The 21,341-nt window shown below is 43.2% G+C and carries 21 protein-coding genes; 8 read left to right on the top strand and 13 right to left on the bottom strand.

Annotation, left to right across the window (positions count from 1 at the left end):
• The first annotated feature begins 78 nt into the window (after positions 1-78).
• The 5 genes from G9Q97_RS00690 (at position 79) to G9Q97_RS00670 (ending at position 3,982) form a co-directional block, all read left to right on the top strand.
• The gene (locus G9Q97_RS00690) at positions 79-1,578 is read left to right on the top strand and encodes a M28 family peptidase (protein ID WP_166142144.1); all 1,500 of its coding nucleotides are present in this window, start codon (positions 79-81) and stop codon (positions 1,576-1,578) included.
• Positions 1,579-1,757: 179 nt separating this feature from the next.
• Positions 1,758-2,345: a hypothetical protein gene (locus tag G9Q97_RS00685; protein ID WP_166142143.1), complete on the top strand. Its 588-nt coding sequence runs from the start codon at positions 1,758-1,760 to the stop codon at positions 2,343-2,345.
• A gap of 147 nt (positions 2,346-2,492) precedes the next feature.
• Positions 2,493-3,458, top strand: coding sequence for an HNH endonuclease (locus G9Q97_RS25255; RefSeq protein ID WP_166142141.1), 966 nt, complete (start codon positions 2,493-2,495; stop codon positions 3,456-3,458).
• A gap of 110 nt (positions 3,459-3,568) precedes the next feature.
• A complete protein-coding gene (locus G9Q97_RS00675; protein WP_166142139.1) occupies positions 3,569-3,730 on the top strand; it encodes a hypothetical protein in 162 nt (53 codons plus the stop codon).
• Between the two features lie 15 nt (positions 3,731-3,745).
• On the top strand, positions 3,746-3,982 hold the full coding sequence (locus G9Q97_RS00670) for a hypothetical protein (protein WP_166141907.1): 237 nt from the start codon (positions 3,746-3,748) through the stop codon (positions 3,980-3,982).
• 87 nt (positions 3,983-4,069) lie between these two features.
• Here G9Q97_RS00670 and pafA read toward each other — a convergent pair whose 3' ends face one another.
• Both pafA and G9Q97_RS00660 read right to left on the bottom strand, forming a co-directional pair.
• Entirely contained in the window at positions 4,070-5,710 is a 1,641-nt protein-coding gene (pafA, locus tag G9Q97_RS00665) for an alkaline phosphatase PafA (RefSeq protein ID WP_166142137.1), read from the bottom strand.
• 232 nt (positions 5,711-5,942) lie between these two features.
• Positions 5,943-6,587, bottom strand: a complete 645-nt coding sequence (locus G9Q97_RS00660; protein ID WP_166142135.1) for a carboxypeptidase-like regulatory domain-containing protein — start codon at positions 6,585-6,587, stop codon at positions 5,943-5,945.
• Between the two features lie 147 nt (positions 6,588-6,734).
• Here G9Q97_RS00660 and G9Q97_RS00655 point away from each other — a divergent pair, with 147 nt between their 5' ends.
• The 3 genes from G9Q97_RS00655 to pruA all read left to right on the top strand — a co-directional run bounded on the left by G9Q97_RS00655 (position 6,735) and on the right by pruA (position 9,535).
• Positions 6,735-7,118 carry an ArsR/SmtB family transcription factor gene (locus tag G9Q97_RS00655; RefSeq protein WP_166142133.1) on the top strand — a complete coding sequence of 128 codons (384 nt, stop codon included), beginning with the start codon at positions 6,735-6,737 and terminating at the stop codon, positions 7,116-7,118.
• Positions 7,119-7,128: 10 nt separating this feature from the next.
• Positions 7,129-7,824: a YjjG family noncanonical pyrimidine nucleotidase gene (locus G9Q97_RS00650; protein ID WP_166142131.1), complete on the top strand. Its 696-nt coding sequence runs from the start codon at positions 7,129-7,131 to the stop codon at positions 7,822-7,824.
• 76 nt (positions 7,825-7,900) lie between these two features.
• Positions 7,901-9,535 (top strand): L-glutamate gamma-semialdehyde dehydrogenase, encoded by a 1,635-nt coding sequence (pruA, locus tag G9Q97_RS00645; RefSeq protein WP_166142129.1) that lies wholly within the window; start codon positions 7,901-7,903, stop codon positions 9,533-9,535.
• 444 nt (positions 9,536-9,979) lie between these two features.
• On the opposite strand, the gene G9Q97_RS00640 is transcribed toward pruA, so the two are convergent.
• The 11 genes from G9Q97_RS00640 to G9Q97_RS00590 all read right to left on the bottom strand — a co-directional run bounded on the left by G9Q97_RS00640 (position 9,980) and on the right by G9Q97_RS00590 (position 21,178).
• Positions 9,980-11,479, bottom strand: a complete 1,500-nt coding sequence (locus tag G9Q97_RS00640) for a glycoside hydrolase family 32 protein (RefSeq protein WP_166142127.1) — start codon at positions 11,477-11,479, stop codon at positions 9,980-9,982.
• An 18-nt stretch (positions 11,480-11,497) separates the two neighbouring features.
• On the bottom strand, positions 11,498-12,700 hold the full coding sequence (locus G9Q97_RS00635; RefSeq protein WP_166142125.1) for a sensor histidine kinase: 1,203 nt from the start codon (positions 12,698-12,700) through the stop codon (positions 11,498-11,500).
• Positions 12,701-12,942: 242 nt separating this feature from the next.
• Positions 12,943-14,256, bottom strand: a complete 1,314-nt coding sequence (locus tag G9Q97_RS00630) for an ABC transporter permease (protein WP_166142124.1) — start codon at positions 14,254-14,256, stop codon at positions 12,943-12,945.
• Entirely contained in the window at positions 14,246-15,148 is a 903-nt protein-coding gene (locus G9Q97_RS00625; RefSeq protein ID WP_166142122.1) for an ABC transporter ATP-binding protein, read from the bottom strand. Before G9Q97_RS00625 ends, G9Q97_RS00630 begins: the two co-directional genes overlap by 11 nt.
• A 57-nt stretch (positions 15,149-15,205) precedes the next feature.
• Positions 15,206-16,093: a hypothetical protein gene (locus G9Q97_RS00620; protein WP_166142121.1), complete on the bottom strand. Its 888-nt coding sequence runs from the start codon at positions 16,091-16,093 to the stop codon at positions 15,206-15,208.
• A 69-nt stretch (positions 16,094-16,162) separates the two neighbouring features.
• Positions 16,163-17,272, bottom strand: coding sequence for a molecular chaperone DnaJ (dnaJ, locus tag G9Q97_RS00615; RefSeq protein WP_166142119.1), 1,110 nt, complete (start codon positions 17,270-17,272; stop codon positions 16,163-16,165).
• A 6-nt stretch (positions 17,273-17,278) separates the two neighbouring features.
• Positions 17,279-17,866, bottom strand: coding sequence for a nucleotide exchange factor GrpE (locus G9Q97_RS00610; protein WP_166142117.1), 588 nt, complete (start codon positions 17,864-17,866; stop codon positions 17,279-17,281).
• Positions 17,867-17,946: 80 nt separating this feature from the next.
• Entirely contained in the window at positions 17,947-18,936 is a 990-nt protein-coding gene (gene obgE / locus G9Q97_RS00605; protein WP_166142115.1) for a GTPase ObgE, read from the bottom strand.
• 113 nt (positions 18,937-19,049) lie between these two features.
• On the bottom strand, positions 19,050-19,622 hold the full coding sequence (locus G9Q97_RS00600) for an adenylate kinase (protein WP_166142113.1): 573 nt from the start codon (positions 19,620-19,622) through the stop codon (positions 19,050-19,052).
• A 28-nt stretch (positions 19,623-19,650) separates the two neighbouring features.
• On the bottom strand, positions 19,651-20,184 hold the full coding sequence (hpt, locus tag G9Q97_RS00595; protein WP_166142111.1) for a hypoxanthine phosphoribosyltransferase: 534 nt from the start codon (positions 20,182-20,184) through the stop codon (positions 19,651-19,653).
• Between the two features lie 76 nt (positions 20,185-20,260).
• Positions 20,261-21,178 (bottom strand): M20/M25/M40 family metallo-hydrolase, encoded by a 918-nt coding sequence (locus tag G9Q97_RS00590; protein WP_394352944.1) that lies wholly within the window; start codon positions 21,176-21,178, stop codon positions 20,261-20,263.
• Positions 21,179-21,341 lie beyond the last annotated feature (163 nt).

Here is a 21,341-nt window from a genome sequence, read left to right as displayed (position 1 = left end):
TAAATATCTTCTTATAAACCGTTTGGGCCAGGAATAGGTTTACAGTTTACCATATTTATAATCGTTTAAACAGTCATAATGAAAAATAGACCGATGATTGCAGCAATTTTGCTGTTTACCGGGCTTTCTTTTTCCCTTTTGGGACAGGAAGACCTTTCTTTAAAATATGCCGCTACCATACAGGCAGGGGATTTGGAAAACCACCTGACTTACCTGGCCTCTGATGAGCTGGAGGGAAGGGATACCGGGGAAAAGGGGCAAAAATTGGCAGCCGAATACCTGGTGGATTTTTACCGGAAAAAGGGCCTGACCGGCCCATTGTCCGGAAGTTTCCTGCAATCTTTTGAACTCTCCAGTGTGCGTTGGGAGAAAGTGGAATTAAGAGTGGGGAAAAGGGATCTGATCCTGAATGAGGATTTTGTGTTTATTGGTGACGGGGATATGAAAAAAAGAATCAGAACCGATTTGGTGTTTTTGGGCCTGGCCTCTGAAGAAAACCTGGAAAAAGTAGCTGTGGAAGGAAAGCTGGTAGGCCTTTGGGCCATTGGTGCACGTTCTGCAGATGCCGTCAAAAAGGTGATGGATGCAGGAGCTGAGGGAGTAATTATTGTGACCATGGAAGGCCAGGCCAATTTTGACCGGATGGCCAACCGATACAAAAATCTTTCGGGCCGGGGCCGTTTGGGATTTGATCGCCCTACCGAACACAAACCGGTATTTATGGTCAGCTCCGAACAGATGGGCCAGTTGTTCGAAACCCCAGTAGAAGAACTGAAGGAGGCCGCAAAAAACAACCCGGAATCCATTGCATCCCGGAAAGTCAGGTATCGGGTACAAAAAGACAAGCAAATTGTAGGTACGGAAAATGTGCTGGCTTACCTGGAAGGAACGGATAAAAAAGAAGAAGTGCTTGTCATCTCTTCACATTATGACCATGTAGGAATCAATAGCAAGGGAGAAATCAATAATGGTGCGGACGATGATGGTTCCGGAACTGTGTCAGTGATGGAAATAGCTGAGGCTTTTGCCAATGCCGCCAAAGAAGGCAACAAACCCCGGCGCAGCATTTTGTTCCTGAATGTAACCGGAGAGGAAAAAGGACTGTTGGGTTCGGAATATTATGCGGACAACCCGGTGTTTCCCCTGGAAAATACAGTGAACAACCTGAATATAGATATGGTCGGACGCATTGATTATGAATACCAGAATGCAGAAAATCAGGACTACGTCTATGTGATTGGCTCTGAAATGCTTTCTTCCCAGCTTAAAATCATTAATGAATACAATAATATCACCTACACCAACCTGATCCTGGATTACCGTTACGATGCGGAAGATGATCCCAACCGGTTTTATTACCGCTCCGACCATTACAATTTCGCCAAGCACAATATCCCGGTGATCTTCTTTTTCAACGGCGTCCATGACGATTACCACCAGCCAACGGATACGGTAGACAAAATCGAGTTTGACCTGATGGAGAAGCGGGCCCGGTTGATCTTCCATACTGCCTGGGACCTGGCCAACCGGGAGCACAGGACTCCCGTGGATGGTACCAACACCCGTTTGGACAGGTAAAGCCTGTAAGTGGAAAAAATTCAATTGCCGCCGGATTACCTTCGGCGGCTTTTTTATTCCATTTATCTGCCAGGAAAGCCAAATGATAGATCTATCTTTTTTACTTTTTCTTCATTTTTATAAAAATTGCCCTTATATTAAAGACTTATAGACAACCAATAAACAAACGCTACTTGACCATGAAAAACCTTTGTTTACCCCTTTTTGCCCTGATGCTTTTTTTTCATGCCGAAGCTCAGCAAATCCCTTCCAAAGCGATGCAAATAAAAACTGCCGTTCTGGCCGCTCCCGAGGATTTGAGGGATGGAGCCATGGTATACGGTTATGATGCGGGGGGCACCTGGACCGTACTGCGGGAAGGCAGCAATGAGCTGGTCTGCATTGCAGATGATCCCCAGGCGGAGGGTTTTAACGTGGCTTGCTACCACAAGGACCTGGAGCCCTTTATGGAACGGGGCCGGGAACTGAAAAAGGAGGGCAAAAATTTCAAGGAAATATTTGACACACGGGAGAATGAGGCGAAGGCAGGCACGCTCAAAATGCCCAAAGAAGGAGCTACCCTGTATGCCCTGACTGCAGCGGCAGAGGATTATGATGCCATGCAAGGAGAGGTCAAAAACACCTACCTGCGTTATGTGGTGTATATCCCCTGGGCCACCCAGGAAAGTACCGGTCTGGCACTCAAGCCGGAGGCCCCAGGTATGCCCTGGATCATGGATCCCGGCACCCACCGCGCCCATATCATGATCAATCCTCCGAAGGAATAGGTATTTTAATTTATTTCCACCTTTGCCATGGTTATCTTGAGAGACTGGCTTTGGTGAAAATGGGTTGGTGGAATTTCTTGAAAGATTTCACTTTGAATGATTTTAAATTAATAATTTAACTTTTTCATTTCAATCAATCCCGGTAGAGTGGATAAAACACTTAAAAAATATCTTCTTGCTTTTAAGAAACTAAGAATAGACAGGGCGCATGGTATTGCACCTCATAAACCTATTTTATTAATCTCTTTATTACAAACGTTTCAATACGGTGTCAACGATTCCAACGAAATCAGGATAACTCCTGAATTGGTTGCATTTTTCAAGACGAACTGGTCATCGTTGGTTACCACAAATCACCATAGCCAATTTGCTTTACCCTTTTATCATTTAAAAAGCGAAAAATTTTGGAAGCTGGTTCCGAAATTGGGATTCGAAAAAATCATTCATTTATCAGCTTCCATGCGAAGTTTTTCCAATTTAAATGTAGCGGTTGATTGTGCTATTTTGAATGAGGATTTATATTCATTAATGAAAGATCCCAAAAAGAACTTTTTATTACAACAGTTTTTATTGGATGAATATTTCCCCACCAGGAGTAGTGATTTCTATTTGTCTTTAGAAAAGCAAGAACAGCTTTTTGTTGAGATTGAAAGTAAGATTTTAAATGAATCTGCCGGACAATATAAGATTGAAATTCAAAGTCTGATTCAGCAACAAGATGAGGAGGAAATATTCATTAGAGGAAATCTTTTTAAAAGAGAAGTTCCAAAAATATACGATCACGCTTGTGCCATTTCTGGGATGCGGATAGATGCTACCTTAAACTTATCCATGATTGATGCTTGTCACATTGTACCATTTAGCAAAAGTTTTGATGATACAATAAAGAATGGAATAGCTTTATGTCCAAACCTTCATCGCGCATTTGACAGGGGGTTGATTGCAATTGATAATGATTATCGGGTCCTGGTATCAGAACGCTTTAGTGAATATCAATCGAACTATGGGATCAGGGAGTTTGAGAACAGACCAATAAACCTTCCTTTAAGGAAAGCTTATTGGCCTTTAAAAAATAATTTAATTTGGCATAGAGAAAATATATTTCAGAATTAGGTTTAAAAACCCATCCAAAAAGCCTTTTCTTTGAGCCAATGGAACCAGTGAAAAGCAATTAGGAAGCAAATACCGATTACCTGCTTAAATTTAACCACTAACCAATAAATATGCACAAGCAATTAGCAGCCTTTTTTCCGGCTCTCATTTTGTTATCCGGATTATTTTCCAGCACCTGGGCACAAAGCAATCCCGATCAAATTATCTTCAAAACAGGATGGGTAACCACTTATGGTGTCTCTGTAAAATATCCCCGCTATGCCCGCAACTAAATTCCTGCTGACCCTGTGGTGGCCCGCTTGCTGGCAGATTCTCACCCGGATTTTGCCTATCACGAATATCCGGGAGGAGGACATTGGTTTGGAAATATTTCTGCTGACTGGCCGCCGCTGTTTGATTTTTTGAAAAATCATGAACGCCCCAAAGCAGCTGAAGTAGTTGAAAAGGAATACGAGGCCGTTGCAGGAGCCGGTTTCTTTGGGAATGACTGGAGTATGGAGCTGGGGGAATTTGTATGGGACTAGCTGTAACCCAAGCCAGGCAAGGGATTAAACATCAAATGCCAGACTGACCAGTCTGGCATTTTATTTTTTCATTTCGCTTAAAGTATATTATTCCACATCCAGAACCTCACCAATAGGCTGTCCGGAAGCTCCATTTGGCAATCGGGTATGCAACAACATGGATAAGGTAGGTGCAATATCGGTAATGGTGGCATAACGGCTGCTGCTTCCTGGCTTGATACCCCAACCATAAAACACTATAGGTACATGGGTATCATAAGTATAACCTGTGCCATGGGTGGTCCCTCTTACCGAGTTGCTTAGCCAGGCGGGCTCCAGAATCACCATCACATCACCCGATGCCTTGTGATTGAAACCCATCTGCAAAAGGCTTTTCCTTCCTTTGGTGTATTCCAGGCGCCTGAGATCTTCACCGGTATAAGTTTCCTTGATGCCATCAAAACGCAACATAAAATCCGCCACTGCTTTTTGCAGCTCCCCAAATGACAAACCTTTTTCCTCTGCCAGGTAGCGGTTTAAGAATACCTGTTCATTGGAATAGTTTAAAATCCAGTTTCCTTCTCCAAAATGCTGATTGGTGAAACCCCGGAGTTGCGTCAGCACAAAGCGGGTATCCAGGCTTCCGGCAGCTACTCTTTCACTTTGCATGTATCGCACCACATCCGCTACACCATGATCTGCGGTCAAAAAAACCAGGTACTCGCCCTCGCCAATTTCCTTATCCAGGTGATCAAAAAAATCAGCCAGTCCCCTGTCCAGCCGGAGGTAATTGTCTTCTACCTCCACCGATGAAGGTCCAAACCTGTGTCCGATATAATCGGTAGAAGAAAAACTTACCGCCAGAAAGTCTGTTTCTCCCCTTTTGCCCAACTGCTCTCCTTCAAGTGCCGCATAGGCCAGGTCCAGGGTTAGGGTATTACCATATGGAGTAGTACTGATCAGGCCCAATCCGCCGTTATTTTCTTTCAAAGCAGCCAAATCATAGGGGAAGGTGGGCGTTTCCATGCCTATAAAAGGGGATTCAAATTCATTATTATCAGGAGCTCCTTGTACGTAGCTTTCCAGAGGGAAGAGGGTTTCCCAGGTCTCAGACAGGTATTTTTCCGGAAGTTTTCTGGAATTAAAGGCTTTTGCCCAATCAGGCAATTCATCATAATAATAAGTAGATGTCATGAATTCCCCGGTTTTGGCATCATACCAATAAGCATCACCCAGGTGTCCTGCCGGTAAGGCAGCTCCCCGGTCTTTGATGGCAACGCCAACGACTTTTGAGCGCTTTCCGGTAGCGAACATGAGTTCGTCCGTAATGGTACTGCTCAATAGGTTTCTGGGGGAAATTTCTCCACCGGAGGGGCTACCGGCCACCCCGGAAACAGTACTGTCTTCTGCACAGTAAATGGTTCGTCCCAATGACCGCACATACCAATCGTTACCGATGATCCCATGGGTAGCAGGTGTAGTACCTGTATATACCGAAGCATGGCCCGGGCCGGTATAAGTGGGGATGTAGTTATAATGCCCGTTTTTCATCATAAAACCCTCATTCATCAGGCGCTTGAAACCACCCTCCACAAACCTGTCCTGATAGCGGTAAAAATATTCCTGCCTCATTTGGTCTACTACTATGCCAATAACCAGTTTTGGTCTTTCCTGGCTTATGGATTTACTGTCTTGTGAAAAAACTGAATGAGACAAGATCAGGAAGGCCAGAACAAATAAATTTTTCATGTTTTTAGATTTCTTATTTCGGCAAATATACCTTTTTGATTTATTTGAAATAAATAGATGATGACCATCTCATCTGAAAAGTGATGAGCGGAAAAATTTTAAGCGGAGCTTTACACAGTTCATTTGATGTGTTTATACCTTTTTTTTGAACGGTCACATAGCTGTCGCTACTCTCGGGAGAATCTCGCCAGAATAATCATATCACTGTGTGACGCTTTCGCCTTGCCTGATTTCAGTCCCTGTTTTTCAGGTCTCCGTTTTTTATCGATTTGATAAACTGGGCCCAGGCAAAGGGGTTAAGTAGCGGCAAAGGCCTTGGACCATACCTGTCCAGGGTTTGTTGGGTTTGCTGGTTGGTAAATTGCCTGAAATTCTCATTTCCCGAAGCAGGCATTTCTTCAGCCCACTTTAAAAGTAATTGCGGGCTGAGGTTGCCCCTGTTAAGGGGTGGTTCTGCATCTACATTTACAGCCAGAATGGCATTTTTAAATTCTTCCTCGGTGGGATAGGGCATCACTTTCACCTCCTGAAGCGCTATTTCATCCTGTATCATGGTCAGTATATAGCTGACCTTGTCTTCGGTTATATCCGCAGGAATTTTGAGGGTCTGTCTTTTAAGTCCTATGTAGGAAAAAACCACACTGTCCCCGGCCACCACCGGCATGGAAAAATACCCAAACCGATTACTGCTGGTGCCGCGACCCTTTTTGGGAACGTAAATATTTACACCCGGAATCGCAGTGGTACTGTCAGCATTCAGGATCACACCAGATAACTGCACTACTTTTCGATCAGGGGTGTCCTGAGCTGTGGCAGACTGGTGAATTCCTAAAAACCCCACTACAAAAACGGCTAGTATTGCGATAAACTTTTTCACTTCTTTTATTTTTCAGTAGGCCTTTCCTTTTCATTTACGGGAGATAATCAAGCCTGTTTGGTTACAAAGCCAATGATTTCACGATAATAAGTGAAATACAGCTGAATTCATTAACTTCAACATGTTTTATTTGTTAAAGTTAATTAAATGCGCTTAAAAAACATAAGTTTAAATTATGGGATGCGGGTATTTAAAGCCCTTTCTGAGGAAGCAAGGGTGAGAATCCTGCACTTGTTGATGCAAAATCAGGAATTGTGTATATCGGATCTGGAGCATATCCTGGATTTTACCCAAACAAAAACCAGCAGGCACGTAACCTATTTAAAGCATGCGGGTTTAATAGGCAGTAGAAAAAAGGATCAGTGGACATTTTATTATGTATTGGAAGAAGCCCAGGAAATACTAGGTCAGATTTTAAAATTCATCCAAAAAGACCAGAACCTCTTGAGAGATCAGGAGATTTATGAAATTCTCTACTCCAACAGGGAACTGGCCAAAAATAAAATTCAAAACAATCCATATAGAAAATAAAATAATCAGTGTGAAAAAGTACCAACATATTTTTTTTGACCTGGACCATACTTTATGGGATTATGACAGCAATGTCAGAGACACGCTTCTGGAACTATTTGCCCGTCACCGGTTAGCAGAGTTGGGGGAAATCACGTTTGAATCCTTTTTTGAGGCCTTTCTTACCACCAATTATGAACTTTGGGACCTGTTTAACCGGGGCAAGGTAAATCAATCCGATATGCGAAAAATCCGCTTTATCAAGGTTTTTTCCAGGGCAAAGTTGTCAACCGACCATATTCCCAGCACCTTCGAGAAGGATTTTGTCTCCCAAACATCTTCCAGATCCAAAGTCATGGACCATACTTTCGAAATTCTGGACTACCTGAGTAATGCATATGCCCTGCACATCATCACCAACGGCTTCAATGACAGTCAATACGCCAAATTAAAATATTCCGGATTGGCGCCATACTTTAAATTAATTGTGACTTCTGAAAGCTCCGGATTCAGAAAACCGGACAAAAGAATTTTTGTCCATGCACTTGAAAAGCTTGGCAGCAAGCCTGATGATTGTCTGATGATTGGGGACAATCCAAACTCCGATATACTGGGTGCCAGGAACGCAGCCATCGATCAGGTTTATTATAACCCCCGGGGAATAACTGATCCGGTACAATCTACCTTTACCATCAGACACCTATCCGAACTAAGAGCCATCCTGTGAACCCTCCTTTCGGCTAAGCCGTTGTTTATTTGTATATTTGTTATAAATAAACTAACCAGGTAAACAACACAATTGTATGCTAAAAGGCTTTTTTAATGTACCGGAACCAAAGAATGAACCAGTCAGGAACTATGCACCAGGATCAAAGGAACGGGCCTCCCTCCAGGAAGCCATTGCCTCTGCGAGATCCCAGGTAGCAGATATTCCCATGTATATAGGAAGTGAAGAGATAAGAACGGGTAATACATCTTCCCTTCATCCACCGCATGACCATCAACATCTGTTGGGCCATTATCATGAAGGTGATAAGGGTCATGTAACACAAGCCATCAATTCAGCTTTGGGAGCTAAGCCTGCATGGGAAAACATGCAATGGGAACAAAGAGCTGCCATCTTTTTGAAGATCGCCGATCTGTTGTCAGGCCCATACAGGGATAAAATCAATGCCGCCACCATGTTGGGGCAATCCAAAAATGCCTTCCAGGCGGAAATTGATGCCGCCTGCGAGTTAATTGATTTTTTGCGATTCAATGTGAAATTCATGACGGAGATCTATGCCCAGCAACCTCCTATCAGTGGAGAGGGTGTCTGGAATCGACTCGAGCAAAGACCATTGGAAGGCTTTATATTTGCCATTACTCCTTTTAATTTCACAGCCATTGCCGGAAACCTTCCTACAGCTCCTGCCCTGATGGGAAATACGGTTATCTGGAAGCCAGCACATACCCAGATTTATGCAGCCCATGTATTGATGCAGGTTTTTAAAGAGGCCGGACTTCCTGATGGAGTAATCAATCTGATCTATGTGGATGGACCGGAAGCAGGTGAAGTGATCTTTTCTCATCCCGATTTTGCCGGATTACATTTTACCGGTTCTACTGGTGTTTTCCAACATTTGTGGAAAACCATAGGGAACAATATTTCACGGTACAAAACTTACCCCAGAATAGTAGGTGAAACAGGAGGAAAGGATTTTGTCATTGCCCATAAATCTGCCCATCCAAAGGCCGTTGCCACGGCACTCAGCAGAGGAGCCTTTGAATACCAGGGACAAAAATGCAGTGCAGCATCCCGGGCCTATATTCCCTCAAATATCTGGGAAGAGGTAAAAGAATATTTGTTGCAGGACCTGGCTTCCATGAAAATGGGGGGAACCGAGGACTTTGGAAATTTTATCAATGCGGTAATTGATGAGAAAGCTTTCGATAAAATAAGCGGATATATAGACGCAGCCAGAAAAGCCTCCAATGTGGAGATAATCGCGGGAGGAAATGTGGATAAATCAAAGGGTTACTTTATTGAGCCTACGGTCATATTGGTCGAAGACCCACTTTATAAAACCATGGTGGAGGAAATTTTCGGACCGGTATTGACCATTTACGTCTATCAGGGGGACCATTTTGAAGAGGCCCTGGAACTGGTAGACCAGACCTCTCCCTATGCCCTTACAGGAGGAGTGTTTTCAAGGGATCGTTATGCCATAGAGATGGCTACCGCCAAATTGCGCCATGCGGCAGGAAACTTCTACATCAACGACAAGCCCACCGGTGCGGTAGTGGGGCAGCAGCCCTTTGGAGGCTCCAGGGCTTCCGGAACCAACGATAAGGCCGGGTCTATGATCAACCTGCTGCGTTGGGTTTCTCCGAGAACCATCAAGGAGACCTTCGTCAGTGCGACTGATTACCGATATCCTTTCCTGGGAGAATCCTGATATTATCCTGATATTATCCTGAATCAAAGCACTGTCTGGATTGGCAGTGCTTTGATTTTTTACCAATCATCTAAGTTCGGTTTAAATTTTTTTGGTGATTCCACTTGTTTTATAAGTCAATCGCCGTCTAACCTGAATTCAGTTTTCGGTGGCGTTCATTTGATTAATCTTTACGCATTTTAAAAAAGACACAGAAAAAGCAGATCAGTTGAATCCCCCTTTTTAAGGGGGAGAGGGAGATTTTTTCGCAAACGCACCAAAAATCAATGTCCAATGAGTTGAAATCCCTCACCACTTCTGTGATCTGGGGCGTTTTAAAGGAGGAGTTGCTGAAAATTAAGATTTGGGTTGATTATTTGACGCTTTACATTATCAGGAAATTATCCGTTTTCTTAGGAAAGGATCAGAACCCATATTAAGTACTTTTTATTGGTCGAACTCAGGTTACCAAACGGACCTTAGATAATGTAGCTGATTTTCGTTTTCAAATCCCTCCAGGTATAGCCGGGTATACCTTTCCCTGGGAAAAACCAGATCCGTCATCACCAGCTCCCCATTATTGATGAAAATTTCAATGGATGACCGGTCCAGAAAAATGCGGAGTTCCTCTATTTCCAGGCCATCGACAGGTGCACCGTGTCTGGCAGGAAATCCCTCATTGAAATCTACCAGACCCGATTCGGTTCTGTCCACAAACAATGTTTCTCCCTCCTTTTCAATGATTACCCGCTCTCCGGCCGAGTTGCTGAATTCAATACTGAAATCGGCAGCACTGCTCTGAAGCTGTAGTTCTATCAGCTCCTGCTCCAGTATAATGTTTTGCCCGGAAATTACCTGACTTTCTTCCCTGAGCATTTCCAATTCCTTTACCGGCCGGGAAGCCAGATGGTATTCCTGATCGATGGAATACAACTCAAGACTCCTGGGCAAGGTATTGGCGGAGCGCCAGACCTGCGTGGGCACTACATTGGCATACATCCAGTTACTCATCCAGCCTATAAACAACTTTCGTCCATCAGTAGCCGGGACATTGGACCAGGTGACACCTGCATAATTGTCCGCTCCATAATCCAGCCATTTCACGGCCCTTTGTTCGGTAGTAAACTTTTTACCATCAAAATCTCCGATAAAGTATTGTGTGGCTGAGCCCCCATTAGGTCCTCCGGGATTGATGCTGACCAGTAAAACCCATTTTTGCTCCCCTTCAGGTGTTGTCAAAGGAAACAAATCAGGACATTCCCAAACTCCACCATAAGCGGCCCAATCCGGGTTAAAATCACTTAAATGCTCCCATCCAAGCAAATTATCCGAAGCATAAAAGCTGATTTTGTCCTTTACCGCCAGGGACATGATCCACTTCCCCTGATCGATTTGGGTCACTTTCGGATCGCGAAAGTCTTTGATACCGGGGTTTTCCAGAACCGGATTGTTTTGGTATTTCTCCCAGGTACGGCCATTATCCAGGCTGAAAGCAAGTCCCTGTGTTTGATAATCATCCTTTCCCGCTTCAGCTCCAACCGGATCATGATAGGTGTAAAGGGCCACCAAAGGAGGGTTTTCCGGAGATCCTAGACCACTGCTATTGGCAGCATCAAAAACTGCCGATCCTGAAAATATCCATCCCAGGCTATCTGGTTCAATGGCCACAGGCAAATGTTCCCAGCGGACCAGGTCCTTTGAAACGGCATGTCCCCAATGCATGGGGCCCCAAACATTGCTATCCGGATAATATTGGTAAAACAAATGGTATTCGCCTTCATGAAAAACCATTCCATTTGGGTCATTCATCCAGTTGGCTTCGGGGCTGAAATGATACTGAGGCCGATGTGGTTCATTATAAATTCTTGAATCATTGGTGTCTTCAGATTCAAGGGGTACGCCAGAATCGCATGAAGCAACCATGGTGGTGATGAATAACAGGCTCCAAATGATGTATCTGTTCATAATGATTTTTTTAATGGATTATTCACTACTGTCCCTTACGCCCAACAACACAATTCTAAAGGTAGTCCCTTTTCCCAACTCTGAGGCATTTACAAAAATCCTTCCCTTGTGATAGCCTTCAATAATGCGTTTGGCAAGGGTAAGCCCAAGGCCCCATCCCCGTTGTCGGGTGGTAAAGCCTGGATTGAAAACCTTGGCAAACATTTTTTTCTCTATCCCTTTGCCTGTATCATTGATATCTATCAGGACATATTTTTCACTTTCTTTGACAATATTTATCCTAATGGCACCCTGCCCTTTCATGGCATCCACGGCATTTTTACAAATATTTTCGATCACCCATTCAAACAATGAGCGGTTCATCTGGGCATAAATATATTCTGCATGGGAGTTGAGCTCAATGGATACCTTACTGGATATACGGGGTCTCAGGTAATTGATCGCATCACCAATCACCTGATGTACATTTTCGGGTTTGATGACGGGGCTGCTGCCAATGTTGCTAAACCTCTCGGTCACCATGCTTAGTTTTTTGATGTCCTTTTCTATTTCGATGATGACTTCCTGATTTTCATCGAAAACAGGGGAGTTTTTCAGGTAATCAATCCAGGCCATCAAAGAAGCCAGCGGGGTACCCAACTGATGGGCAGTCTCTTTGGTAAGGCCTGCCCACAGCCTGTTCTGCTCGGCCACCTTACTTTGGTTGAAAAAAGCATAGGCAAGTATTCCAAACACCAAAATAACAGACAGCTGCACATAAGGATAATATTGCAGGCGGGTCAGGAGGTCAGAATTTCTATAAAAAATAAAAGCATCGTCAGAAAGCCGTATGGGATCATACAAGGCTTTCATCGTTTCCAGCTCCTCCAGCAATTGCAGCCTTTGTTCCTCTTCGGTGCTGTTTTTCCTGAAATTTATGTTTTTATACTCAATGGGCTCTCCCTCAGCATTAACGGTGATTACCGGTATGGATTTATTTTCCTGAATGATCACCTGAAAAACAAAGGTCAGGTTATCAGAATTGACAGAAGCATATTCCAATGCTTCTGCATAAAGATCCACCTGCCGCTTTTCCCGGATTTTGAGTTCCTCCACCAGGGTGTTGGTATAATAAATGGATCCGAGTCCAATGATAACAGAAAAAGCGAACACGCCCCATTTCACTTTTCCCCTGTTTTGGTAGAGGTCCAAAGATGTCAGGTCTTGAAATTTTTTATTCATTGCAAAATAATGATTCCGAACTTAAGGAAGTTCATAATGAGAAACAATATTAAACTCTCATTATTGTATCGGGAAAAATAAAAAATGATTATCAGTTTGGGAAATTGGAGCAAAGCAATCGGCCGGACACCATTTCATGGCCTGAATAAAGGGTTTTGGCGTTAATTTAAGCGATGGGCTAGCTGTATGAGTCTTTAGACAACAATGAGATGGCTCATAAGATACACCCGATAAAAACAACTTTAGCTATTATCCTTCAACCATTTCCACAATACCTTATACCCCACTTTAGAACCATGGACCAGAATGCCGATGCGGTAAATTTTTCCTGCCAGCCAGGTAGTAAATAAAAATCCTGCCACCAATAACCCAATGGAAATGGCCAGCTGCTCCCAGGGCACCCCAAAACTCACCCTGCCCATCATGGCTACCGGAGAAGTAAATGGAATAATTGAAAGCCAAAAGGAAACATTGCTGTTGGGATCATCCAGGACAAAAATAAACAGGCCCATATAGGCAATCAACAAGGGAATGGTTACCGGAAACATGAATTGTTGTGCATCAGAAGGACTGTCTACTGCCGCACCTATGGCGGCAAAAAAGGCACCATACAACAAATACCCACCCACAAAATAGATTAGGAAAGTTAGGGTAAGCTGAATGAAATCAATTCCCTGCACCATTTGCAGGATTTCTACCATACCCTCCTGACCTGCTCCAGGGAGAAGGTCCTGCTGTCCGGACATTTCCATCAATTCCTGTTGGGGCATTTTCATGCCGAAATAGCCTACCACTAATGAGGATATGGCACTGATCAGCAGTATCCAGATCAAAAACTGGGTCAGTCCCACAGCCCCTATTCCAATTATTTTCCCCATCATTAACTGGAAGGGTTTTAAAGAGGATACCAGGATTTCTATGATCCTGCTGGATTTCTCTTCGATGACTCCCTGCATGATCTGATTGCCGTACACAAAAATAAAAGTATAAATCAGGATTCCGGCCAAAAACCCCACAGCGTAATTGACCACTGAGTTGGAAACACGTTCACCACCGGGCTCGCCTAAGATAACGGCGCTTATTTTTATGTTGGTTTTAAGGGAAGAAAGTACATCGGGGTCTATGCCAGAGGCGAAAAGCCTGAATTCCTCAATTTTATTTTTTAGTGCCGCCTCCAGACTTGTGATCATGGAAATGGGAGCAATTTCCTCGCTGTAAAAGGTAATTCCTGTGGGTTGGTCCAGGTTCAATTCAGGGATATACAAAAAACCAAATCTATCCCCATCATTCACCAGTTCCCTGGCTTCTTCGCGGTTTAATCCGCCGTAAGAAAAAGTAAAAGACTCATTATTTTCTAAAAAATAAGCATTGTTCTCGTCTACCACTTCTATGAATTTTCTGGATTCAGGGGAAACATCAGACATGGCAATCCACAAGAACAATCCCAGAATGGTGGGAAAAATTAATGGGGTAATGATGGTTGCCAGTAAAAAAGACCGCTTTTTCACCCTGGCCAGGTATTCTCTCTTAATGACTAAAAAAATCTTACCCTTCATCACTCTCGTTTATTTTTTGGATAAAAATTTCCTCTATACTGGGTACAATTTCTTCGAATCCCAGTATTTCTCCATACTGCATGAGATTGGCCAGGAGTGCATTGGGTTGCTGCCCGTTGAGACTTATGGTAAATTCCACATGCCCTTCACCTGCCACCACATCTCCCCAGGGGGGCACATTTGTCTGGTCTTCTACCGTCATTTTCACCCTAAACTGGTTGGTTTTGGCTTGGTTCTTAATGGTTTTGACCGGTCCATCCAGAATTTTCCGGGACTTGTTGATCATGGCGATATGGTCGCAAAGCAATTCAACCGATTCCATTCTATGGGTAGACAGGATTATAGTGGTACCCTTCCGCTTCAGTTCAAGAATTTCATTCTTTATGATTTCGGCATTTACCGGGTCAAATCCCGAAAAGGGTTCATCCAAAATCAGCAAATCGGGTTGGTGAATAACAGTTGCTATAAACTGCACCTTTTGGGCCATTCCTTTGGAGAGGTCCTGAATCTTATTGTCTTTCCATTGGATCAGGTTTAACTTTTCCAGCCAGTTGCTTATCCTTTCGATTGCATCCTGCTTGCTCAGGCCCTTAATCCGGGCAAAGTAAAGCAACTGCTCCTTAACTTTCATGGTTTTGTACAGGCCCCTCTCTTCTGGCAAATAACCAATATTCCTTACATGCCGCATTTTTAGCGGCTGCCCTTTAATCAATATTTCCCCGGAGTCCTGGTCAATGATCTGATTTACAATCCTGATAAAAGTAGTTTTGCCTGCGCCATTGGGGCCCAAAAGCCCGAAAATAAGGCCCTGATCCACAGAAAGGTCGAAATCTTTCAATGCCACATGTGTCCCGTAAGACTTATTCAATGATCGGACGCTTAATATTTCCAATTAGCTAGTTATGTTTAATACAGGCAACTAAAACAAAAAAAGCCCCAGAAAGGACCCTTACTCCAAAGATACTGAACCCACAGAAACATCTATCATGAAAGTCATTAGATTTTGGGCATCTGCCTGGTATCCCTTACTTACATATGTTTTTTCGCCAATTTCCCTCAGGTGGCCGGGCACTTTGGTCCTGCACATGGCAGTGGATTTAATTTTCACCACGTAGGGTAGATTTGCGGAAGGCAACTTAATATTTACCGCTCCGGCCCCAACCATGGCATTTACGGTAGTGGCAGCTGCCATGGTATCCCCAAAGGATAAGTTTACTGAGCCGTAGTTGACATCAAACATCAAATGCCTGGCATTGGACATTTGCAAATCTTCGGCATAAAAGGACCCCATATTTATGGCTACCGACAAGGTGTCCATAGTGACCGAATTGGGTACCTGTTTGGAGTAATTTAAAAAAACATCCGCCGAGGCAGTCTTTACAAAACAATTGGAAACAGGCAAATTTGACAGGTCAAGCCTGGCTTTTCCAATCCCAAAATGAAGCCTTAGGTCATACAGGAAATTGGCATCCAGACCAACTTTCCATTTGTGATCAAAATCATCATCCCCGCTGGAAAAAAGTCTGTAAGAGAGGTTTTTGCTCAGACTTTCAGACTCTACGTTTTTATGCTCAATAAGGGCATAAAGCACTCCCTCGGAATAATTGTGCGTGAATGTGGGGAGGATATTTACCTTTCCCAATTCTGCATCGGCAATCAATGGAAAGCCTTTGTATTCTCTTTGAATGGTAGACACCCCTTTATAGCTGGAAAAGTTAAGGTGAACCAGGTTGATTCCCTCCCTTTCTTTCACCTCAAAATGCCTTAGAATTTGCGCTTCGGAGGAAATTACGAGACAAATGATCAGACAAGTGGCAAAATTCAATTCCTTAAACATACCGATTAAATACGGTTGGGATATCAAAAGGTTTTTTAAAAAAGAAAAGCCGTTAGCCGACTATCTCTTTTAAAAGAATTCCTTGACTTTATCAAAGATGCTTTTTTCTGATTTCCCTGGATTAGGCTTAAAGTTCTCTGAATCTCTAAGCGATTCCAGCTTTTCCCTTTCCTCTCTGGTTACTTCTTTAGGAGTCCAGACATTGACATGAATCAGTTGGTCGCCTCTGCCGTAGCCATTTAATTCCTTTATTCCTTTCCCTTTTAAGCGCAGTATTTTACCCGCCTGAGTACCGGGTTCAATTTTAATTTTGACCTTTCCATCAATGGTTGGTACCTCAAGGGAGGCGCCAAGCGCCACATCCACAAAACTCAGGTACAAGTCATAGACCACATTATTGCCATCCCTTACCAATACTTCATCCGGTATCTCTTCCACAAGGATCAACAGATCTCCGGGAACTCCTCCGGGAATTTCATTTCCCTTGCTGGAAAGGCTCAACTGCATACCATCAGCTACTCCGGCGGGGATATTGATAGGGATGATTTCTTCTTTGATGATAAGCCCTCTGGAATCTGCATTTGGAGGCCTTTTGTCGACGATTTGTCCACTTCCCTCACAGGCAGGACAAGTACTGGCAGAAACCATCTGACCCAGCATGGTGTTGACTACTTTTTTTACCTGACCACTTCCCTGACAGGTAGAACAGTTTTTAAAAGTAACGCCGTCGGCGATCATGTGGCGTTTCACTTTGATCTTCTTTTCGACACCGTTGGCCAATTCCCTAAGGTTCAATTTGAGTTTAACCCTGAGATTGGTGCCTTTCTTCGTTCTTCGTGAACTTCTTCCGCCGCCTCCGAAGAAGGAGTCGAAGCCTCCACCTCCAAAAATGTCCCCAAATTGGGAAAAGATGTCATCCATGTTCATGCCACCTCCTCCGAAGCCACCATTGCCTCCAAGGCCCTGGTGACCGAATTGGTCGTATCTTTGCTTTTTCTCCGCATTACTCAACACCTCATAGGCTTCAGCTGCTTCTTTGAACTTGTCTTCCGCTGAGGGATCGCCGGGATTTTTGTCCGGGTGATACTTGAGGGCCAACTTTCTGTAGGCCTTTTTTATTTCTTCCGGGCTGGCATTTTTATCTATGCCCAACACCTCATAATAATCTCTTTTCGCCATAAATCTTTATTTTCCAATTACCACTTTAGCAAATCGAACCACTTTACCTCCCATCGTGTAGCCTTTTTCAACCACATCCACAATTTTACCTTTCAAATCTTCTGACGGGGCTGGGATCTGCGTGATTGCCTCGTGGTATTCTGCATCAAAGTCTTTGCCCACCAGGTCCTTCATAGGTTCCAATCCCTTGGAAGTAAGGACCCTCAACAATTTGTTATAAATTAACCTGCTCCCTTCCTGTTTTTGATCATCCTCTCCGGCATCTGCCTGGGCCTTAAACGACCTTTCAAAATCATCAATAACAGGCAATATTTCCTGAATCAGCTCCTGAGATGCCGTATTGACCAGGTCAAGCCTTTCTTTGGCAGTTCTTCTGCGGAAATTTTCAAACTCAGAATACAACCTGACATATTTGTCCTTCAATTCCTGATTTTCCTTTGACAAATTGTCTTCAGGTGTTTTGGCTTCCGGATCTTTTTCTTCCTGAACATCCAAATCGGCATCCTTGTTCACATCTCCCTCGTTTGTAGGGTTTTCAGCTGTTTCTGTTTGTTCCAGGTCCAGATCCTTTTCTTCTTTTGTTTTATCTGTCATGTTTAAATCCGTTTTTCAAAAATCCTTTTGATGAAAACAATTAACTTGCCATTTTATCAATGTATGCCATTCTGACACAATTACTGCAATGACTTCCAAATCAAGTCTTTGAGCAAAGGCAGCTGAAAGCCACTCACAGCTGACAGAAACAAATGAGGAATGTCCTTTGGAATTTCCGATTCCAGTGCTTTCATCAGTTCGGCATCCAGCAAATCTGCTTTGGATATGGCCAGAATGCGCCTCTTATCCAGAAGTTCCGGATTATAGCGTTCCAGTTCTGCCAATAAAACCGCATACTGCTCGCCGATATGGGCTGCATCAGCAGGGACCAAAAACAGCAAAATGGAATTTCTCTCAATATGCCGCAAAAACCGCAGGCCAAGTCCTTTACCTTCTGCTGCACCTTCAATAATGCCCGGAATATCGGCCATTACAAAAGATTTTCCATCTCTGTAGGCGACCACTCCCAGGTTGGGCACAAGTGTGGTAAAGGCATAATCTGCAATTTCCGGCCTGGCTGCGGATAAGCTGGCGAGTAGGGTGGATTTTCCGGCGTTGGGAAAACCTACCAAACCTACATCTGCCAAAAGTTTTAATTCCAGAATGATCCATTCCTCTGTTCCCTCGCCACCGGTCTGGGCAAAATGAGGGGCCTGATTGGTGGCTGTTTTGAAATGGTCATTGCCCAGACCTCCCCTTCCTCCGGGCGTTAGTACAAATTCCTGCCCGTCTTCCGTGATCTCACACCTGAACTCCCCGGTTTCGGACTCCCTGGCTACTGTACCCACAGGGACTTCCAGAACAACATCTTGTCCATCAGCACCTTTTCTTCTTCCCCCTTCTCCATTTTTACCCCGCTCAGCTATGACATGTTTCTTGTATTTAAGATGAAGCAGGGTCCAGAGCTGTGCATTGCCTCTCAAAATGACATGGCCGCCTCTACCCCCATCACCACCGTCGGGGCCTCCCTTGGGTACATGTTTTTCCCGCCTAAAATGGACAGAACCATTTCCTCCTGCCCCCGAACGGGAGCAAAATTTCACATAGTCAATAAAATTTGATGCTGCCACTCTATCCTTGGTTTTTTTCTGGTCTCCATATTTATTTTACCGGAATTCTCCTATAAAATAAAATAGCTAAGCCGTTACGCTTAGCCATAGTACTACATCCTCAAAGGTACGAATTAATATTCATCTATTACAGCACAAATCTTTCCGAAAATCTCATCTATGGCTCCTACACCATGGATTTTAGATAATTTACCCTGCTTTTGATAATATTCAGCCACCGGTAATGTTTCTTCTTTATATACCTTTATCCTGTTGTTGATTTTTTCTTCATCCTGGTCATCAGACCTTCCGGATGTTTTTCCCCTATCTTTAATGCGCAGCTTTAATTCCTCTTCAGGAACTTCCAGAGATATCATTCCGGAGATATTTGTTCCTTTTTTTAGCAGCAATTCATCCAATGCCCTTGCCTGTGCCACTGTTCTAGGGAACCCATCAAAAATAAAGCCCTTAAGATCGGTAGAGGAATTGATCTTGTCATCCACCATACCAATCACTACCTCATCAGGAACAAGGTTGCCATCATCCATGTATTTCTGAGCCAATTTACCCAGTTCAGTACCCTCTCCCAAATGCTTTCTGAATAAATCTCCGGTGGATATGTGATCCACTTTATATTTTTCAATTAATTTTTCACTTTGGGTCCCTTTGCCTGCTCCGGGAGGGCCAAACAAAACAATATTTAACATAGATTAATTTTTTTTATGAAATGGAATTTTATTTTTCTCTTTTTTGATACAAATGTCTGAGATTTCTCCCCTTGCCGCAATAATCCAGGCCGTACCCAACGACAAAAAGGTCCGGGATGTCAAAACCCCTGTATTTTATGGTTACACTTTCTGTTAAGGCTTCCGGTTTTACCAACAAACTGACAATTTCAACACTTTTAGGATTTTCCTTATTGATCAAATCCAGTAAATAAACCATACTTTTGCCAGTATCAACGATGTCCTCTATAATGACCACATCCCGGTCTTTCAAAGATTCGCTCAATCCCAGCAAAGGGGTAATGTTACCTGTACTTTTTGTCCCTGAATAAGAAGCCAATTTAATAAAAGAAACATCCGCTGTCAGGTTGATTTCCTTGCAAATATCAGACATAAACATAAAACTACCGTTCAAAACCGCCAATAAAATCGGATTTTTTCCATTATAGTCTAGATTGATAGCTTTGGCAAGCTCTTTTACCCTGATCAAAAGCTTGTCTTCCGGAATAAAAAGTTCAAAATCCAAGTCCTCAATTTTAATCATACCAGGATATTACGTTCACAAAAACAATTAATTTCGGAGTTTATATTCGTTCGAAGAAAAGACATTTATTAATCCATTACAAATTTCGCATCAAATATTGGTACAATTTTATCAAGTCCTCCACATCTTTTAAACTGGCTTTTTCCTGTGGGGTATGAGGGTTTTCCTCTGCTACACCTATAAAGCACCAATCAACCGGATATGGGCTCATTTGAATTTCCCTGCCATCACTTCCTCCATATGCCTCTACTTCCAATTGATACGGCACTCCGGATGCTTCTGCCAACTCCAAAATACTATCCAGAAACTTTTTCCTGGGAATGAAGCTATCGCGCATAGAGATAACGGCTCCTTTATTAAAATGAACCCCTTCGGTAATCCAGGTAACATCTGCCACCAAAGCTTGTCTAATGCCCCAGTTTTCAAAAATAAACCGCGTCAGAAAGGGCATGGATCCACCTCCATGTTCCTCATAAGTACTGAATACAATAATACCGTCAGTTAAAGTTTCACATAACCTTATCATTGCATACATACCAAGCCGATTGTCCAGGTAGGCTGCCTCGATGAATTCATTGTCTGCCTTAATCTGCTGCTCAAATGAAAGCATGGTACCTCTTTGAATACCCCTGGGAAAATCATGAAACACATTTCCATCCTTTTCATGGGCTTTGCATCGTATGGGTCCTACCAGGTCCGTTCCCTGAAGCCAGGCCCCATCCCCTATTTCCGGCCCCCCTATCGGTACAAGTTGGTTTTCATACCTCACAGAAAAACCTACCGTATCCATATGAGCAAAAGCAGCGGTTTTGGGATTACCGAAAACTAGTAGTATATTATCATGGAATTCTTCTCCAGAATAAATTTGGGGTGAAACCTTCCAGGAGGATCTTCGTTTCAGAATTAAGTCAAGAAGAAAAGAAGCCATTCTTGATTCGTCACTGGAAACGCTATTGATCTCAAGAATTTCTTTTAATAAAATGTCCATTGGCATAGTTTATGTTAAATAATTTTATAAATTTCGAGTTCAAATTCGATTTTATTGAAACAATTGAGATAGATGTTTAAAGTTCCCATAAATTAATATACATTTGTATCATATAACCGAGTAATAACTAATAGCAATCAAAATCAATTAAAACACTGAATGTTGTAAA

Origin of the sequence: Cyclobacterium plantarum (assembly GCF_011290685.1) — a bacterium.
In the GTDB taxonomy this organism is placed as follows: Bacteria; Bacteroidota; Bacteroidia; order Cytophagales; family Cyclobacteriaceae; genus Cyclobacterium; species Cyclobacterium plantarum.
This window is presented reverse-complemented; position numbering and strand designations above follow the sequence as displayed.